Source organism: Microbacterium sp. RD1 (assembly GCF_052220165.1).
Lineage (GTDB): Bacteria > Actinomycetota > Actinomycetes > Actinomycetales > Microbacteriaceae > Microbacterium.
Map to the genome: position 1 here is coordinate 771425 of NZ_JBQPOL010000001.1, position 16213 is coordinate 787637.

The 16213-nt window shown below is 69.4% G+C and carries 15 protein-coding genes; 9 read left to right on the top strand and 6 right to left on the bottom strand.

Features of this window, described 5'->3' with window-relative positions; translation table 11 throughout:
- Positions 1 to 60 precede the first annotated feature (60 nt).
- The 3 genes from ACTU3I_RS03695 to ACTU3I_RS03705 all read right to left on the bottom strand — a co-directional run bounded on the left by ACTU3I_RS03695 (position 61) and on the right by ACTU3I_RS03705 (position 3972).
- Positions 61 to 588, bottom strand: a complete 528-nt coding sequence (locus ACTU3I_RS03695) for a ribonuclease H family protein (RefSeq protein WP_442924272.1) — start codon at positions 586 to 588, stop codon at positions 61 to 63.
- Between the two features lie 103 nt (positions 589 to 691).
- A complete protein-coding gene (gene ppsA / locus ACTU3I_RS03700; RefSeq protein ID WP_442924273.1) occupies positions 692 to 3073 on the bottom strand; it encodes a phosphoenolpyruvate synthase in 2382 nt (793 codons plus the stop codon).
- Positions 3074 to 3120: 47 nt separating this feature from the next.
- Positions 3121 to 3972: a pyruvate, water dikinase regulatory protein gene (locus ACTU3I_RS03705; protein ID WP_442924274.1), complete on the bottom strand. Its 852-nt coding sequence runs from the start codon at positions 3970 to 3972 to the stop codon at positions 3121 to 3123.
- A 229-nt stretch (positions 3973 to 4201) separates the two neighbouring features.
- Here ACTU3I_RS03705 and ACTU3I_RS03710 point away from each other — a divergent pair, with 229 nt between their 5' ends.
- From ACTU3I_RS03710 to ACTU3I_RS03730, 5 genes are all read left to right on the top strand, one after another.
- A complete protein-coding gene (locus ACTU3I_RS03710) occupies positions 4202 to 4834 on the top strand; it encodes a GntR family transcriptional regulator (protein ID WP_442924275.1) in 633 nt (210 codons plus the stop codon).
- Positions 4831 to 6357 (top strand): MmgE/PrpD family protein, encoded by a 1527-nt coding sequence (locus ACTU3I_RS03715; protein WP_442924276.1) that lies wholly within the window; start codon positions 4831 to 4833, stop codon positions 6355 to 6357. Before ACTU3I_RS03710 ends, ACTU3I_RS03715 begins: the two co-directional genes overlap by 4 nt.
- The gene (gene prpB, locus ACTU3I_RS03720) at positions 6357 to 7256 is read left to right on the top strand and encodes a methylisocitrate lyase (protein ID WP_442924277.1); all 900 of its coding nucleotides are present in this window, start codon (positions 6357 to 6359) and stop codon (positions 7254 to 7256) included. Before ACTU3I_RS03715 ends, prpB begins: the two co-directional genes overlap by 1 nt.
- A gap of 65 nt (positions 7257 to 7321) precedes the next feature.
- Entirely contained in the window at positions 7322 to 8512 is a 1191-nt protein-coding gene (locus ACTU3I_RS03725) for a bifunctional 2-methylcitrate synthase/citrate synthase (RefSeq protein ID WP_442924278.1), read from the top strand.
- A 433-nt stretch (positions 8513 to 8945) separates the two neighbouring features.
- On the top strand, positions 8946 to 10121 hold the full coding sequence (locus ACTU3I_RS03730) for an acyl-CoA dehydrogenase family protein (RefSeq protein ID WP_442924279.1): 1176 nt from the start codon (positions 8946 to 8948) through the stop codon (positions 10119 to 10121).
- Here the strand turns inward: ACTU3I_RS03730 and ACTU3I_RS03735 are convergent.
- Positions 10118 to 10645 carry a MarR family winged helix-turn-helix transcriptional regulator gene (locus tag ACTU3I_RS03735; protein WP_442924280.1) on the bottom strand — a complete coding sequence of 176 codons (528 nt, stop codon included), beginning with the start codon at positions 10643 to 10645 and terminating at the stop codon, positions 10118 to 10120. The genes ACTU3I_RS03730 and ACTU3I_RS03735 overlap by 4 nt on opposite strands.
- 82 nt (positions 10646 to 10727) lie before the next feature.
- Positions 10728 to 11435, bottom strand: coding sequence for a GntR family transcriptional regulator (locus ACTU3I_RS03740; RefSeq protein WP_442924281.1), 708 nt, complete (start codon positions 11433 to 11435; stop codon positions 10728 to 10730).
- 73 nt (positions 11436 to 11508) lie between these two features.
- Here ACTU3I_RS03740 and ACTU3I_RS03745 point away from each other — a divergent pair, with 73 nt between their 5' ends.
- Genes ACTU3I_RS03745 through ACTU3I_RS03760 form a run of 4 tightly spaced genes read left to right on the top strand, consistent with a single transcriptional unit; the run spans position 11509 to position 15635 of the window.
- On the top strand, positions 11509 to 12783 hold the full coding sequence (locus ACTU3I_RS03745) for a CaiB/BaiF CoA transferase family protein (protein ID WP_442924282.1): 1275 nt from the start codon (positions 11509 to 11511) through the stop codon (positions 12781 to 12783).
- The gene (locus tag ACTU3I_RS03750) at positions 12780 to 13571 is read left to right on the top strand and encodes an enoyl-CoA hydratase/isomerase family protein (RefSeq protein WP_442924283.1); all 792 of its coding nucleotides are present in this window, start codon (positions 12780 to 12782) and stop codon (positions 13569 to 13571) included. Before ACTU3I_RS03745 ends, ACTU3I_RS03750 begins: the two co-directional genes overlap by 4 nt.
- Positions 13568 to 14674 (top strand): acyl-CoA dehydrogenase family protein, encoded by a 1107-nt coding sequence (locus tag ACTU3I_RS03755; RefSeq protein WP_442924284.1) that lies wholly within the window; start codon positions 13568 to 13570, stop codon positions 14672 to 14674. Before ACTU3I_RS03750 ends, ACTU3I_RS03755 begins: the two co-directional genes overlap by 4 nt.
- A 34-nt stretch (positions 14675 to 14708) precedes the next feature.
- On the top strand, positions 14709 to 15635 hold the full coding sequence (locus ACTU3I_RS03760; RefSeq protein WP_442924285.1) for an acyl-CoA dehydrogenase family protein: 927 nt from the start codon (positions 14709 to 14711) through the stop codon (positions 15633 to 15635).
- 59 nt (positions 15636 to 15694) lie between these two features.
- Here the strand turns inward: ACTU3I_RS03760 and ACTU3I_RS03765 are convergent, their stop codons facing one another.
- Entirely contained in the window at positions 15695 to 16162 is a 468-nt protein-coding gene (locus ACTU3I_RS03765) for a VOC family protein (RefSeq protein WP_442924286.1), read from the bottom strand.
- Positions 16163 to 16213: the final 51 nt, after the last annotated feature.

Sequence of the window (16213 nt, forward strand, 5' to 3'; positions counted from 1 at the left end):
ACTCGCCAACATACGTCGGGTTTCGCGCGAAAACACGACGGAAGGTGGCGAGTCGACGGGCTAGCGGCCGTTGCGCGGGGCCGCGGAGACGTCGAGGGGCGGATGCGACCCGAGGCTCGACCACGCGCTCTCGACGCCGCTCGCGGCGTGCTCCGACGCCCGGACGGCACGCTCGTCGGCCCAGGCGTTGAGCACGTGCCCGGAGTGGCCGCGCACGTGCTCCAGCACGACGTCGGGGAGCCCCGCCGCCCGCCGCGCATCCCGGGCGCGGATCAGCTGCTCGAGCAGTTCGCGATTCTTCGTCGGAGCGCCGGTCGAGGTCTTCCAGCCCCGCCGGCGATGCGCGTCCATCCACTTCGTGTACGTGTCGATGGCGTACTTCGAGTCGGCCTGCACGACGAGGTTCTCGACGTCGGCGTGGTCCTCGATCGCCCGCAGCAGCCCGAGCAGCTCGCCGATGTTGTTCGTGCCGAGGGGCACCGATCCGGCGGCCCACTGACCGTCCTCGCCGACCCACGCCCACCCCGCGGGACCGGGGTTGCCCTTGCACGCGCCGTCGGTGGCCACGACATACCGGTGCGCATCCATCCGTCCCAGGCTACCCACCGTGCACCCCCGTTCACTCGTCGTCTCTGCGCTGCGCCCCCGGCGCGCCGCGGCGCTCATACGACGAGTGAACGGAGGGCCGCCGCTACACCGGCGCGGCGGTGCGGGCCAACCGGGTCCAGGTCTCCACGACCGAGTCGGGGTTGAGCGACATCGATTCGATGCCCTTCTCCAGCAGCCACTCCGCGAGGTCGGGATGGTCGGAGGGACCCTGACCGCAGATCCCGACGTACTTGCCGCGGCGCTGGCACGCCTCGATCGCCATCTCCAGCATCGCCAGCACGGCGGGGTCTCGCTCGTCGAAGGTCTGGGCGACCAGGCCCGAGTCGCGGTCGAGGCCGAGCGTCAACTGCGTCATGTCGTTCGAGCCGATCGAGAAGCCGTCGAAGTAGTCGAGGAACCGGTCGGCGAGCACGGCGTTGGAGGGCAGCTCGCACATCATGATGACCTTGAGGTCGTTCTCGCCGCGGCGGAGACCGTTCTCCGCGAGAAGCTCGACGACGGCCTCGGCCTCGCCCAAGGTCCGGACGAAGGGCACCATGAGTTGCACGTTGGTGAGGCCCATGTCATCGCGGACGCGTCGCATCGCCTCGCACTCGAGGTCGAAGCATGCGCGGAACTCGGGGGAGATGTACCGGGATGCTCCGCGGTAGCCGAGCATCGGGTTCTCCTCGACCGGTTCGTACAGCGGGCCGCCCAGCAGATTGGCGTACTCGTTGGACTTGAAGTCGCTCAGGCGCACGATGACGGGCTCGGGCGCGAACGCGGCGGCGATGGTCGAGACCCCCTCCGCGACACGCTGCACGAAGTACTCCCGCGGGCTCGGGTAGGCCTGCACGCGCTCGCGGATCTCGTCGCCGAGCTCGCCGGGAAGCTCGTCGACGGCGAGGAGGGCACGGGGATGGATGCCGATCTGCCGGTTGATGATGAACTCCAGGCGCGCCAGCCCCACGCCGCGGTTGGGGAGCTTGGCGAAGCTGAACGCCTGGTCGGGCGTGCCGACGTTCATCATGATCTTCACCGGGACCTCCGGCATCCGGTCGAGCTCGGTCTCCTCCTCGTCGAACGCGAGCGCGCCGTCGTAGACGTAGCCCTCGTCGCCCTCGGCGCACGAGACGGTGACCTCCTGGCCGTCCAGCAGCACGCGGGTCGCCGCGCCCGTACCGACGACGGCGGGGATCCCGAGCTCGCGCGCGATGATCGCGGCGTGGCACGTGCGCCCGCCACGATTCGTGATGATCGCCGATGCCCGCTTCATGATCGGCTCCCAGTCGGGGTCGGTCATATCGGCCACCAGCACGTTGCCGGGCTGGAACTCGTGCATCTGGTCGATCGAGGTCAGAACGCTCACCGGGCCTGCGCCGATGCGCTGCCCGATCGCTCGTCCTTCCAGCAGTACGGGACCGCGCTCGCGCAGCACGAAGCGCCGCATGATGTTGCCCGACTCCCGCGAGACGACCGTCTCGGGCCGCGCCTGCAGGACGTAGAGCTGTCCGTCGAGTCCGTCCTTGCCCCACTCGATGTCCATCGGCCGGCCGTAGTGGTCCTCGATGACGAGCGCGATGCGGCCGAGCTCTTCGATCTCGGCGTCGGTGAGGGAGAAGCGCGCGCGATCGGCCGCGGGGACGTCGGCGAAGACCGTGCTTCCGCCGACCTCGCGGCTCTCGGCGTAGCGCATCGCGACCGCCTTCTCGCCGACCGATCGCTTGAGGATCGCGGAGCGCCCCGCACGGAGGGCGGGCTTGTAGACGTAGAACTCGTCGGGGTTGACCGCCCCCTGCACGACCGCCTCACCGAGCCCGTACGAGCTCGTGACGAAGACGGCGTCGTCGAAGCCCGATTCGGTGTCGACGGTGAACATCACCCCGGACGAGCCGAGGTCGGAGCGCACCATCCGCTGCACCCCCGCCGACAGCGCGACCTCGGCGTGATCGAATCCGTGGTGCACGCGGTAGGCGATGGCGCGATCGTTGTAGAGCGAGGCGAAGACACTGCGAATGGCCTGCAGGACGTTCTCGATGCCGCCGATGTTGAGGAAGGTCTCCTGCTGCCCCGCGAACGATGCATCGGGAAGGTCTTCGGCGGTGGCACTGGAGCGCACCGCCCACGTCACCTCATCCGGGTCGTCGTCGCGTGCCACCAGCTGCGCGTAGGCGTCGCGGATGTCCCGCTCGAGGTCGTCGGGGAAGGGCTGCTCCTCGATCCAGCTGCGCACCGCCGCCCCCACGCGAGCGAGCTCGGTGACGTCGTCGGTGTCGAGGCTCGTCACCACGTCGCGGATGCGGGCGTCCAGCCCGCTCTCGGTGAGGAACCGCCGGTACGCATCGGCGGTTGTCGCAAAGCCCCCCGGGACGCGCACGCCCGCGCTGGCCAGATGCGAGACCATCTCGCCCAGCGAAGAATTCTTCCCTCCGACGCGGGCGAGGTCGCCCATGCCGATCTCGTCGAACCACAGGATGTTGCTCATCGGTGTCCCTCTCGTGGATGGATGGTGCAGGTCGAGCCCGATCGGACTCAGTCGCGCAGCTTCATGGACTGCAAGATGACGGCGGACATCTCCTCGACGCTCTTGGTCGAGGAGTTGAGGAACGGCACACGGTTGCGCCGGTAGAGGTCTTCGGCGCGGCGGAGCTCGAGGGTGCACTGCGCGAGGCTGGAATACGTCGAGTCCGGTCGGCGCTCGTGCCGCACCTGACTCAGGCGCAGCGGCGTCGTGGTCAGCCCGAAGCAGCGGTCGCGGTAGGCCGAGACGGCGCGCGGCAGCCCGTCACTGGGGAAGTCGTCGTCCGTGAGCGGATAGTTCGCCACCAGCAGCCCGTACTGCAGGGCGAGGTACATCGTCGTCGGGGTCTTGCCGCAGCGAGAGGGCGCAATGATGACCACGTCGGCCAGATCGAGCGCGCGGTTGCTCTGTCCGTCATCGTGCTCGATGGCGTATTCGACGGCGCGCATGCGCGCGAAATACCGCTCGAGATCGCCGACGCCGTGGTACTGACCGAGCTGCTCGCTCGCGGTCGTGCCGAGCGCCTGCTCGAGCTGCTCGAGGTGGCCGGCCAGCAGGTCGATGAACACCGCGCTCGCCCCTTCCAGCGCGGCGCGGACGCTCATCGCCTTGACGGTCGTGAACACGATCGGGTCGTCTCCGCGTGCGGCGGAGGCATCGATGTCGCGGACGACCGAGCGGGCGCCGGACACCGTGTCGACGAAGGGGATGGTGTGGCGGCGGAAATCGATGGACGGAAAGTTCGCAAGCAGGGCGCTGCCGAGCGTCTCCGCGGTGATGCCCGTGCTGTCGGACACGAAGAACGCCGCGCGCACCGTGCGTGCAGCGCGGGGAACAGAGGGCAGCAGAGTCGGATCGATCACGATTCCTCGACGGGTAGAAGGTCTGATTTGACCCTAGAAGCGCCTGCCGCCCTTCTTCCCTTCGCTGGCCTCCTAAAGATTCGCGGATCTTGTCGTGACGATAGGAAGCTGCATGCCGTTCCACGATGACGGCCATCGCGCATCCGTCTGTGTATACCTAAAAGCCTTGAGGAGTTGGAAACGGCGGTAGCAAAGCGTATTGTGTATACAAATCGGGGAAGGAGGCGTCGTGAAAGCCAGCGATTCCGCATACGCCGCCCTGCTGACCGAGATCCAGAACGGGGTCCTCGCGCCGGGGGCGGTGCTCGCGGAGGTCGAGCAGGCGACGCGGCTCGGCGTCTCACGGACGCCGCTGCGCGAAGCGCTCCGTCGCCTCGCGGCAGACGGCTTGGTCGCGCAGCTCTCTCCGCGGGTCACCGTCGTGGCCGCCCTCGACGCCGACGACGTGCGGCAGCTCTTCGAGCTGCGTCGCGCGCTCGAGGAGAGCGCGGCCCGCATCGCCGCCACCCGCGGCGACGCCGCCGTGTTCGCCGCGCTCGCGGCGGAGTTCGCCCGGACCGACCCGGATGCGGGACCCGACGCCTATTACGAGCTGATCGCGCGCTTCGACGCGGCCATCGACGCTGCCGCCTCGAACGAGTACCTCCGATCGGCCCTGCGTACCGTCCGCACCCACCTCGTGCGGGTGCGGCGCATGGCACGGGACAATCCGCCGCGCCTGGCGGAGTCCGTTCGCGAGCACCATCTCATCGCCTCGGCGATCGCCGCACGCGACGCCGACCTCGCCGCCCATGCCACCCACGTGCATCTGCACAACGCCCTCACGACCGCTCTCGAATCCCTCTTGGAGGAGACCGCATGACCACCATCCACTCCGTCCGCGTGCACCGCAGCGAAGAGAACCTCCCCCGAGAGGGGCAGCTGGCCTGGGCCATCGCTCGGGTCGCGACGGACGCTGTAGCCATCGACGCCGACGTCGCCGACATGATCATCAACCGCGTGATCGACAACGCCGCCGTGGCCGCCGCATCCCTCACCCGTCGCCCGGTCAGCGCCGCGCGTCAGCAGGCGCTGGATCACCCCGTCTCGGTCGGTGGCGTCGGCAGCACGATCTTCGGATGCCCGCTCGAGCGGCGGTCGAGCCCGGAATGGGCCGCCTGGGCCAACGGCGTGGCCGTGCGCGAGCTCGACTACCACGACACCTTCCTCGCGGCCGAGTACTCCCACCCGGGCGACAACATCCCGCCGATCCTGGCAGTCGCCCAGCACACCGGCAGCGACGGCGCGGCGCTGCTGCGGGGCCTCGCCACCGGCTACGAGATCCAGATCGACCTCGTGCGCGCGATCTCGCTGCACAAGCACAAGATCGACCATGTCGCCCACCTCGGCCCGTCGGCTGCCGCCGGCATCGGCACCCTGCTGGGTCTGGACACCGAGACCATCTACCAGGCGGTCGGTCAGGCCCTCCACACCACCACCGCGACACGGCAGTCGCGCAAGGGCGAGATCTCGACGTGGAAGGCGCACGCGCCGGCGTTCGCGGGCAAGATGGCCGTCGAGGCGGTCGACCGCGCGATGCGCGGTGAGACGAGCCCCTCACCCATCTACGAGGGCGAGGACGGCGTCATCGCGTGGATGCTCGACGGCAAGGACGCATCCTACGATGTGCCTCTTCCCGCCGAGGGCGAGTCCAAGCGGGCGATCCTCGACTCGTATACGAAGGAGCACTCGGCCGAGTACCAGGCGCAGGCGTGGATCGACCTCGCCCGCCGACTCGGCAATGAGCGGCCGGAGCTGCGCGATCCGGCGAACGTCGCATCCGTGGTCCTGCACACGAGCAACCACACGCACGTCGTGATCGGTTCCGGATCGGGCGATCCGCAGAAGTACGACCCGACAGCCTCGCGCGAGACGCTCGACCACTCGATCCCGTACATCTTCACCGTGGCGCTGCAGGACGGCGCGTGGCACCACGTCGACTCCTACGCCCCCGAGCGTGCGGGGCGGGCCGACACCGTCGAGCTGTGGCGCAAGGTCACCACCGCCGAAGACGCCGAGTGGACGCGTCGCTACCACTCGGAGGACCCGAACGAAAAGGCCTTCGGCGGGCGCGTGGTGATCACCCTCACCGACGGCTCGACGATCGAGGAGGAGATCGCCGTGGCCGACGCCCACCCGCTGGGTGCCCGGCCGTTCGCCCGCGCCGACTACGTGCGCAAGTTCCGCCTCCTCGCCGAGCCGGTGCTCTCGCCGGAGGAGATCGAGCGCTTCCTCGCCCTGGCAGAGCGTCTTCCCGAGCTCACCGCGGCGGAGGTGCAGCAGCTGTCGATCGCCGCGAAGCCGGGCGTCCTCGCGTTGGCGCCCGCCCCGAAGGGACTGTTCTGATGCTGTACTCCCAGACCACGGCCGCCGAGAAGCGGCGGGTGTTCCGCGAGCGCCTCGCCTCGGGTGAGCTGCTCCGCCTGCCGGGCGCGTTCAACCCGCTGTCGGCGCGGCTCATCGAGCGCAAGGGCTTCGAGGGCGTCTACATCTCCGGCGCCGTGCTCGCCGCCGACCTCGGCCTCCCCGACATCGGTCTCACCACGCTCACCGAGGTGGCCACACGCGGCCAGCAGATCGCGCGGATGACCGAGTTGCCGGCGATCATCGACGCCGACACCGGGTTCGGCGAGCCGATGAACGTCGCCCGCACCATCCAGACCCTCGAAGACGCAGGCCTTGCCGGAACGCACATCGAGGATCAGGTGAACCCCAAGCGCTGCGGCCACCTGGACGGCAAGAGCGTCGTCGACTCCGACACGGCCATCAAGCGGATCCGTGCCGCCGTCGATGCGCGCCGCGACCCCAACTTCCTGATCATGGCGCGCACCGACATCCGCGCCGTCGACGGACTGGACGCCGCGATCGACCGCGCCAAGCAGCTGGTGGATGCCGGTGCGGATGCGATCTTCCCCGAGGCGATGCGTGACCTCGCCGAGTTCGAGGCCATGCGCAACGCCTTGGACGTGCCGATCCTGGCGAACATGACCGAGTTCGGCAAGAGCGAGCTCTTCTCGACCGATCAGCTCCGCGACGTGGGCGTCAACATCGTCATCTGGCCGGTGTCGCTGCTGCGTATCGCGATGGGCGCTGCCGGCCGCGGCCTCGACGACCTCGGCACGAAGGGGCACCTGCGCGACCGGCTCGACGAGATGCAGCATCGTGCCGACCTCTACGATCTGGTGGACTACGAGGGGTACAACCACTTCGACACCAGCGTGTTCAACTTCCAGATCGCCCGCTAAACCATTGACCGGTCGCTGAGCGAGGCCGCGAAGCGACCGAGACGAAGCACGAGGAAGAGAAAGACATGACCGACATCGACATCAAGAAGGGCCTTGCCGGCGTCGTGGTGGACTACACCGCGGTGAGCAAGGTGAACCCCGACACCAACAGCCTGCTCTACCGCGGGTACCCCGTGCAGGAGCTCGCAGCCACGCAGCCCTTCGAGGCGGTCGCCTTCCTCCTGTGGCACGGCGAGCTGCCCACCGACGAGCAGCTGGCGCAACTGCGCGCCACCGAGCGCGCGCATCGCGCCCTCCTCCCCGAGGTGCGGGCCGCCATCGATCTGCTCCCCACGAGTGCGCACCCGATGGACGAGGTGCGGACGGCTGTCAGCGTCATCGGCGCGATCGAGACCGCCGGCATCACCAACGTGCTCGACGCCGTCGGCACGCCCGAGGAGAATCTGGAACGCAGCATCCGCCTGTTCGCGCAGCTGCCGGCGATCGTCTCCTACGGCCAGCGTCGGCGGCGCGGCCTCGAGCCGGTGGAGTCGCGGGACGACCTCGACTACGCCGCCAACTTCCTGTGGCTGACGTTCGGCGAAGAGGCGGACGACGTGGTCATCGACGCCTTCAACCGCTCGATGATCCTGTACGCCGAGCACTCCTTCAACGCGTCCACCTTCACCGCCCGCGTCATCACGTCCACGCTCAGCGACATCTACTCCGCCGTCGTGGGGGCGATCGGAGCGCTGAAGGGTCCGCTGCACGGCGGCGCGAACGAGGCGGTGCTCCACATCCTCGACGAGATCGGCACGGCGGAGAACGTCCTTCCCTGGCTCGACAAGGCCCTCGCAGAAAAGCGCAAGATCATGGGCTTCGGGCACCGCGTCTACAAGCGCGGCGACTCGCGCGTGCCGACGATGAAGGCGGCGCTCGACACGCTCGTCGCCCACTACGACCGGCCGGATGTCGCGGAGCTCTACGACGCTCTGGAGAGCGAGTTCGTCGCCCGCAAGGGCATCTACCCGAACCTCGACTACCCGTCAGGCCCGGCGTATAACCTCATCGGATTCGACACCCTCACCTTCACGCCGCTGTTCGTCGCGTCGCGCGTGACCGGGTGGACCGCGCACATCGTCGAGCAGCAGGCCTCCAACGCGCTCATCCGCCCCCTGTCGGCCTACAACGGCGTCGACGAGCGCCACATCGACGGGTACGTGCCCGACACCGCGGCCGTCGAGGTGCTGGAGCGGCCGGAGGAAGCGGCCAGCTGAGGGGTGCTCCTCGCCGCCGCGCAGTCGGGCCGTGCTCCGGGAGACCGGTGACGCAACTCCTCAAGATCGCGCTCGGCGAACGGTGCGATCGGCGGTTTTCCGCGGCGCCCGTGGGTGACGTGCCCTGATCTTGAGGAGTTGCGCACGCGGGCGATGGCGTTCGGCCGCCGACGCTCGTCGGTTTTCGGGGCCGCGTACGGGAGGCCCGAGGGCGTCGAGGCGGCGGAGGTGCCCGGCCGACGGGTGACGCAACTCCTCAAGATCGCGCTCGGCGAGCGGTGCGATCCGCGGTTTTCCGCGGCGCCGGTGGGTGGCGCGCCCTGTTCTTGAGGAGTTGCGCACCCGAGGGCAATTTGTTGGAACCCCTTCTATTTCGTAGGAAGACCTAGTAATCTCAGTCGGGCGGCACGATCGCGCCGCCCGAAGGAGAGCCATGGACGCCACCGCCGTCTCCCCGCCCGTCTCGTCCGCCATCAGCGACGACGAACGAGCCGCCATCCTCGAGGTCGTGCGGGAGTTCGCCACGACCGAACTCGCTCCCTTCGCCGTGCAGCGCGACGTCGACGAGGAGTTCCCCCGCGACACGCTGCGCCGGGCCGGGGACCTCGGGCTCGGCGCGCTCTTCGTCCGCGCTGACCAGGGAGGTCTTGGCCTGCCGCGGGCGGATGCGGTCGCGATCTTCGAAGAGCTCGCCGCCGGCGACCCGGCGATCGCGTCGTACATCTCCATCCACAACATGGTCGCGACGATGATCGACCGGCACGGCAGCGCCTCCCAACGCGAGCACTGGCTTCCGCGCCTGGCGGATATGACCGACCTCGGCGCCTACTGCCTCACCGAGCCCGGCGCGGGCTCCGACGCCGCAGCGCTCACGACCTCTGCGATCGCGTCGGGCGACGAGTATGTGCTGACCGGCGTCAAGCAGTTCATCTCCGGAGCGGGTGAGGCGTCCGTGTACGTCGTCATGGCGCGGACGGGAGAGCCCGGCCCGCGCGGCATCACCGCCTTCCTCGTCCCCGCCGACGCGGCGGGGCTGTCGTTCGGCGTGCCGGAGCAGAAGATGGGGTGGCGGGCTCAGCCCACGCGGCAGGTGATCCTCGACGAGGTGCGCGTGCCGGCATCCGCCGTCCTCGGCGAGATCGGCCGCGGATTCGCCCTGGCCATGGGAGCTCTCGACGGCGGTCGTCTCAACATCGCCGCGTGCTCGCTCGGTGGTGCCCGCGACGCGCTGGATCGCACCGTCCGCTACGTGCACGAGCGGTTCACGTTCGGGGAGGCGCTCGCGGCCAAGCAGGCCGTCGTCTTCGCGCTCGCCGATATGGCGACCGAACTGGCGGCGGCGCGGCTGCTCGTGCAGGATGCGGCCGGTGCGGTCGACGCGGGAGCCCCGGATGCATCGGCTCGGTGCGCGATGGCGAAGCGTTTCGCCACGGACGTCGGTTTCCGCGTCGCCAACGAGGCGCTGCAGCTGCACGGGGGTTACGGGTACCTCCGCGACTACGGCATCGAGAAGATCGTGCGCGACCTGCGCGTGCACCAGATCCTCGAGGGCACCAACGAGATCATGCGGATCGTCGTGGCTCGAAGCGTGCTCGGAACCGCGGCCTAGATCGGGTCGGGCACGGGCGAGGGCTCCTCGAAGTCGCCGGAGCGCTTGCGGAACCGCGCGATGATGCGCGCGAGCTCGATCTCGTCGTCCGAATCCATGCCGAGTGCGGAGAACACCTCGTTCAGTGCGGTCGTCGCCTCCTCCGCGCGCGCCCGTCCGGCATCGGTGAGCAGGAGCAGCGCCGCGCGCCGGTCCGTGGGGTGCGGCGCGCGCACGAGCAGATCGTCCCGCACGAGCCGATCGACGGTGTTGGTGACGCTCGTGGCGTGCACCTGCAGGCGCGCGACGGCACTGGACAGCGGCATCCGACCCTCCGCCGTGAACGCCAGCATGCGCAGCAGCTCGTAGCGGGCGAACGTGAGATCGAGCGGTCGCAGGGCGGCGTCGATGCGCGCCATGAGGAGCTGCTGCGCCCGGTTGACGGAGATGACGGCGGTCATCCCGTCGGCGGCAGCGTCCCACCCGTGCGCGAGCCATTGCCGGCGCGCCTCGGCGATGGGGTCGATGCGCAGTGTCTTGGCCATGATCTCCTCGCGTCCACGGTATCGTCGCCGGCTCCTCTCCCGCGAAAGGCGCCCGCGCGCCCTCGAGGACGCCGGCGGTCCGTCAGGAACGCGGCGAGGCGCTCAGGAAGACCGAGACGTGCTCCGGCACCCCGGAGCGATGCTCGTCGAGCAAGGCGATGAGGCGCTCGAGATCGTGCGCCTCGAGGGCGTCGATGATCGCCCAGTGCTCGCTCACCATCCGCTGCTGCGCATCCGGCGTGTACAGGTAGATCGACCGGTAGGCGGCGGTGAGGTTCCACATGCGGGTCAGCTCCTCCACGAGGAGCGTCTTGCGCGAGGCGTCGTAGATCCGGAAGTGCAGTTCGCGGTTGAGTTCGGACAGCAGGACGACGTCGTTGCGCGCCGTCGCCTCCTCGAGCCGGGTGTTGATCGCCCGCAACTCGGCGATCTCGTCCGCCGAGAGGGCCGGGATCGCGGGGACGAGCTCCCTCTCGATCACCCGACGGATGAGGTAGGCCTGGTCGAGCTCGTCACGCGTGAGGCGCTTTACCGAGTAGCCGGCGTTCTGACGATGGTCGAGTACGCCCTCGTTCGCCAGCATCCCCAGCGCCTGGCGGACCGGAACCCGGCTCATGCCCAGCTGCTCCGCGAGTGCCTCCTGGCGGATGATCTGGCCCGGAAGCAGTTCAGAAGAGATCAGCATCGACCGCAGCTTGTCGACGGCGGCGGCCACCGCGTCGGCATGCGCGCGCGGACGCGACGCCGTGTTCGCCGCCGATCCGCCGTTCTGCTTCTGTCTCGCGACCATGTTTGCATCTTGCCATACATAATTGAATTCAATATTGTGTGAGATGTCGGAACCACTATTGAAAGAAGTTCGTATGCGAGGACAGCGTGGCCCTCAATCCGGAAAGCGGCCAGGCGCGCTCGACGGCATTCGTGTCGTCGACGTCAGTTCGACCTTCATGGGTCCGTACTGCACGTCGCTCCTGGCGCAGTGGGGCGCGGACGTGGTCAAGGTGGAGCCTCCTCACGGCGACGTCATGCGGCTGGTCGGCGACAGCAAGAACGAGGGCATGGGCCCGGTCTTCATCAACGCGAACCGCGGAAAGCGCAGCCTGGGACTCGATCTCAAGAGCCCCGCTGCGCGCGAGGTGCTCGACCGGCTGGTCCGCACCGCCGACATCTTCGTGCACAACGTGCGGGCCTCGGGAGAGCGACGTCTCGGAATCGATGCGCCGAGGATGCTCGAGGTCAATCCCACGCTCGTGCATTGCAGCTTTCGCGGATTCGGCTCCGACGGCCCCTACGCGTCCCGCCCCGCGTATGACGACGTGATTCAGGCGGCCTCCGGTGTCGCCGTCATCCAGGGCAACGGCGGTGCTCCCGAGTACGTCCGGCAGGCGCTGGCGGACAAGCTCGTCGGCGTCGTCGGGGCTTCCGCGATCCTCGCGGCCCTACGGCGTCGCGACGCCACCGGCATCGGGCAGTCGCTGGAGGTCCCGATGTTCGAGACGATGGCGGCATTCACGCTCGTCGAGCAGCAGGGCGGGTGGGTCTTCGATCCCCCGACCGGGAAATCCGGCTACAGCCGCACCGAGTCGCCGTCGCGGCGGCCGTATCGCACCGCTGACGGCTTCATCTCCGTCATGGTCTACACCGACGCGCAGTGGGGCGCGTTCTTCGGGGCGATCGGACGCGACGACCTGGCGCACGAGCCGCGCTTCCGCACGATCCGCGACCGCACCGTGCACATCGACGAGCTGTACGGCCACGTGGATGCTGTCATGTCCCAGCGGACCACTGCCGACTGGCTGCGCATCTTCGATGACGCGGACGTGCCGAGCGGACCGGTCAACACCATCCCGGACCTGTTCGAGGATCCGCACCTGGAGGAGGTCGGATTCTTCGAGCGCGTCGACGTCGGACCGGTGGGAGGGACCCGGCTCGCCCGGCCGAGCGTCGATCTGGGCGAACCGGGACCGTACTGGAACCAGGTGCCCGCCTTCGCCGAGCACAGCCGGCAGATCATGGCGGAGCTCGACTTCGACGCCGACGAAACAGACCGCCTGATCTCCGATGGCGCGGTGATCGCTCCCGAGCATCCCCGTGCGCGTCCACCCCTGCTGTCGCCAGAGGAAGGACGTGTGCCGTGAGCGCGCTGCTCGTCGAGCGCGAGGGGCGCGTCGCCACCATCGTGCTGAACCGGCCCGATCGCAAGAACGCGTTCACCATCGCGATGGTCGACGCCTGGGCCGACGCGCTGGAATCCTGCGCGGCGGACGCGGGGGTGGGTGTCATCGTCGTCACCGGATCGGGCGGGAACTTCTGCTCCGGCGTCGACCTCGCGGAGTTCACCGCGTCGGAGCGCACTCCCCTCGAGAACAAGGACCTCCTCGCCGCTCACGTGCACCGCGTTGCGCGCGCGCTCCAGAACATCGACAAGCCGGTTCTCGCCGCCATCGAGGGCGTTGCCGTCGGAGCAGGTCTGGACATGGCGCTGATGTGCGACGTGCGCTTCGCCGCGCCGGACGTGCAGCTGGCCGAGGGGTACATCCGTGCGGGTCTGGTGCCCGGCGACGGGGGTGCCTGGCTGCTGCCGCGAATCGTCGGGGAGGCCATGGCGCTTCACCTGCTGTGGACGGGCGACGTGATCGGCGCCGACGAGGCCGTGCGGCTGGGGATCGTTCAGCGGGTCGTCGCAGACGAGCCGCTGGGGGAGTTCGTCGCCAGGTACGCTGCCACACTCGCCGACAAGCCGCCCTTCGTGGTGCGGGCGATCAAGCGGGGCGTGCGCCAGAGTCCCGGTCAAGACCTCCCGGCGGCGTTGGATCTGATGTCCTCCCACATGGCCGTGGCACTGAGCACGCCCGAGTCCCAGCAGATGCTCGCGCGGGCCGCCGCCCGGCGTCGCCCCGCCCCCGCCGGAGAGGAAAAGCAATGACCGAGCCCGCAACCGTGACCGAGCTTCGCGAGCGCACGCGAGCGGTCCTGGCCGAATGGCGCGCAGCGGGGCGCTTCGTGCCGCGAGCGGACTCCTGGCTGCGCTCCTTCGACCTCGACTTCACGCGCCGCCTCGCCGAGGAAGGGCTCATCGGGATCACGATGCCGAAGGCGTACGGCGGTCAGCAGCGCACGTTCGTCGACCGGCTCGCCGTGACCGAGGAGCTCTTGCGCGCGGGTGCGCCGGTCGCGGCGCACTGGATCGCAGACCGTCAGATCGCGCCGGCGGTGCTGCGACACGGTTCGGAGGAGCTGCGCCGGGAGATCATCCCGCCGATCGCACGAGGCGAGGCCGTGTTCTGTCTGGGGATGAGCGAGCCCGCCGCCGGCTCGGACCTCGCCCGCGTGAGCACTCGCGCCCAGCCTGTGGCGGGTGGCTGGATGCTGACCGGTCACAAGATCTGGACGAGTCACGCCCACCGGGCGACGCATGCCTACGTCCTGGCGCGCACGTCCGACGCCGAACGCAAGCACCAGGGACTGAGCGAGTTCATCGTCGACATGGGTTCGCCGGGGGTGACGGTCGACCCCATCGTCGACCTCGCCGGCGAGCACCACTTCAACGAGGTGCGGTTCGAGGGCGTGTTCGTCCCCGCGTATCGTCTCCTCGGCGAGGAGGGACGGGGCTGGTCGCAGATCGTCGAGCAGCTCGCGTTCGAGCGTGGCGGGCCCGAGCGCGTGCTCTCGAGCTACCTCGTGCTGGAGGCCCTGGTGACCGAGTCCCGACGTCGCGCAGACGCCTCGCTCGACGAGACAGTCGGCGAGCTGGTCGCACGGCTGGCCGCTCTCCGGCGGATGTGCGTCGATGTCGCCCGCGCCGTCGACGACGGCGGAGCGCCCGTACAGGAGGCGGCGAGCCTCAAATACCTCGGCAACGCGTTCGAGATGGATGTCATCGAGGCCGGTCGCCGGCTCGGGCTGGGGGTGGTGCCCGCGGCGAGCCTGCTCGGCGACGCGGAGCTGGCTTCCCCGGCGTTCGGACTGCGCGGCGGAGCCTCCGACATCCTCCTGTCCATCGTCGCGAAGCAAGAGGCGCGCGCGTGAGCGTCGAGTCTGCGAAAGCAGAAGGGAGTCACGGATGAACGACAACGAGGAGGAGCTGCGCGCTCTGGTCGAGGACATCGTCGGCTCGCATCCTGCGTCGGGGGACGAGCCCGGGCGCCGGCTCGCGATCTGGGCGGACCTGCGGGAGGCCGGTCTCCACCGCGTCGGGATCGACGAGTCCGCCGGCGGCAGCGGTGGGTCCTTCGACGATCTCACCGTCGTGGTCCACGCCCTGTCGTCCTCCGGGGCTCGCACCCCCATCGTGGAGGCGGCGGTGGCCGACCGGATCCGAAGCGCCGCCGGTGCCCTGGACGACCGGTGGGGGAGCGCAGCGTACGGCGGTGACCCGCTCGTCCCCTGGGGTACGGAGGCGGAGTTCGCCGTCGTGCTGCGCGGTGACGGCGCGGTGCTGGTGGACGGGCCGCTCCCGCTCGAGGGGCGCGACGTCTCGGCCGTCCCCCTCGGCCGCGCCACGGGCGGCGCAGAAACGGCGTCGCTGAGTGTGCCGGAGGACACGACGCGCGCGTGGGACCTGCTGCTGACGGCTGCGCTCGCCGGCAGCGCCGAGGGGATCTACCGACGTACGCGCGAGTACGTCCGAGAGCGGATGCAGTTCGACCGTCCGTTGATCGACCTGCCCGCCGTGCAGGGCCGGCTCGGGGAGATGAAGATGCGGTTGGTGCAGTCGCGTGCAGTGCTGGATCGTGCCCGCGAGCGCGGCGACGACGCGGCTGTGGCCTCGGCGCGCAGCGTCGTCAGCGCGGCGGCGTCCGCGCTGGCCGCGCACGCCCACCAGCTGCACGGGGCGATCGGGATCACGCGCGAGTTCGGTCTGTGGCCTTTCACGACCACCGTGTGGGCAGTGCGCGATCAGGTCCGGTCGGCGTCGGAGGCGGCGGCATCGCTCGGTCGGGAAGCGGTCGGCGAATCCGTCGTGTGGGACGACCTGACAGCCTGGTGAATCCCCCCGCACAGACGAAGATGCCGGTCACCCTCGGGTGACCGGCATCTTCGTCGGTGTCAGCGTGCGGGACGCGTGAGGTCTTCGAGAGTGATGCCGGGCACCACCTGCAGCAGCTCGACAGTGATCCCGTCGGGGTCGCGCAGGTACGCGAAGCGCGAGCCCGCTCCCTCCACGGGAGGGCTCGGCGGGGCCATGAACGAGACGCCGCCCGCCGTGAGCCGTTCGTAGACCTCATCGATGTCCTCGACCGTGATGCAGATGTGCGCCGCGCCGACATCGTTGTTCGACAGCGGCTGCGTCCGACCGGGCGACTCCAGGTACTGGATGAGTTCGAGGACGGTGTTCTGCGCCGAGAGCATCACGAGCAGGATGCGGGCGCCGGGCACCGCGACGGCGGCCTCGAAGTGGTCGCCCGACATCTCGATGCGCAGGCACTCCTCGAAGCCGAAGTGCTCGCTGTAGAACGCCACGGAGCGGGCGGAGTCGGAGACCACGAAACCGGCGTGGTGGATCTGGGGAGTCATGTCATTGCCTTCCTGATTATGAGTGGACGGGGGCCGGCGTCGTCGCCGGCC

What these genes read in the sequence shown, in the direction of transcription:
- ACTU3I_RS03695 (WP_442924272.1), bottom strand. Translation starts at nt 588, where the DNA reads ATGGATGCGCACCGGTATGTCGTGGCCACCGACGGCGCGTGCAAGGGC.
- ppsA (WP_442924273.1), bottom strand. Translation starts at nt 3,073, where the DNA reads ATGAGCAACATCCTGTGGTTCGACGAGATCGGCATGGGCGACCTCGCC.
- ACTU3I_RS03715 (WP_442924276.1), top strand. Translation starts at nt 4,831, where the DNA reads ATGACCACCATCCACTCCGTCCGCGTGCACCGCAGCGAAGAGAACCTC.
- prpB (WP_442924277.1), top strand. Translation starts at nt 6,357, where the DNA reads ATGCTGTACTCCCAGACCACGGCCGCCGAGAAGCGGCGGGTGTTCCGC.
- ACTU3I_RS03725 (WP_442924278.1), top strand. Translation starts at nt 7,322, where the DNA reads ATGACCGACATCGACATCAAGAAGGGCCTTGCCGGCGTCGTGGTGGAC.
- ACTU3I_RS03730 (WP_442924279.1), top strand. Translation starts at nt 8,946, where the DNA reads ATGGACGCCACCGCCGTCTCCCCGCCCGTCTCGTCCGCCATCAGCGAC.
- ACTU3I_RS03735 (WP_442924280.1), bottom strand. Translation starts at nt 10,645, where the DNA reads ATGGCCAAGACACTGCGCATCGACCCCATCGCCGAGGCGCGCCGGCAA.
- ACTU3I_RS03740 (WP_442924281.1), bottom strand. Translation starts at nt 11,435, where the DNA reads ATGGTCGCGAGACAGAAGCAGAACGGCGGATCGGCGGCGAACACGGCG.
- ACTU3I_RS03745 (WP_442924282.1), top strand. Translation starts at nt 11,509, where the DNA reads ATGCGAGGACAGCGTGGCCCTCAATCCGGAAAGCGGCCAGGCGCGCTC.
- ACTU3I_RS03755 (WP_442924284.1), top strand. Translation starts at nt 13,568, where the DNA reads ATGACCGAGCCCGCAACCGTGACCGAGCTTCGCGAGCGCACGCGAGCG.
- ACTU3I_RS03760 (WP_442924285.1), top strand. Translation starts at nt 14,709, where the DNA reads ATGAACGACAACGAGGAGGAGCTGCGCGCTCTGGTCGAGGACATCGTC.
- ACTU3I_RS03765 (WP_442924286.1), bottom strand. Translation starts at nt 16,162, where the DNA reads ATGACTCCCCAGATCCACCACGCCGGTTTCGTGGTCTCCGACTCCGCC.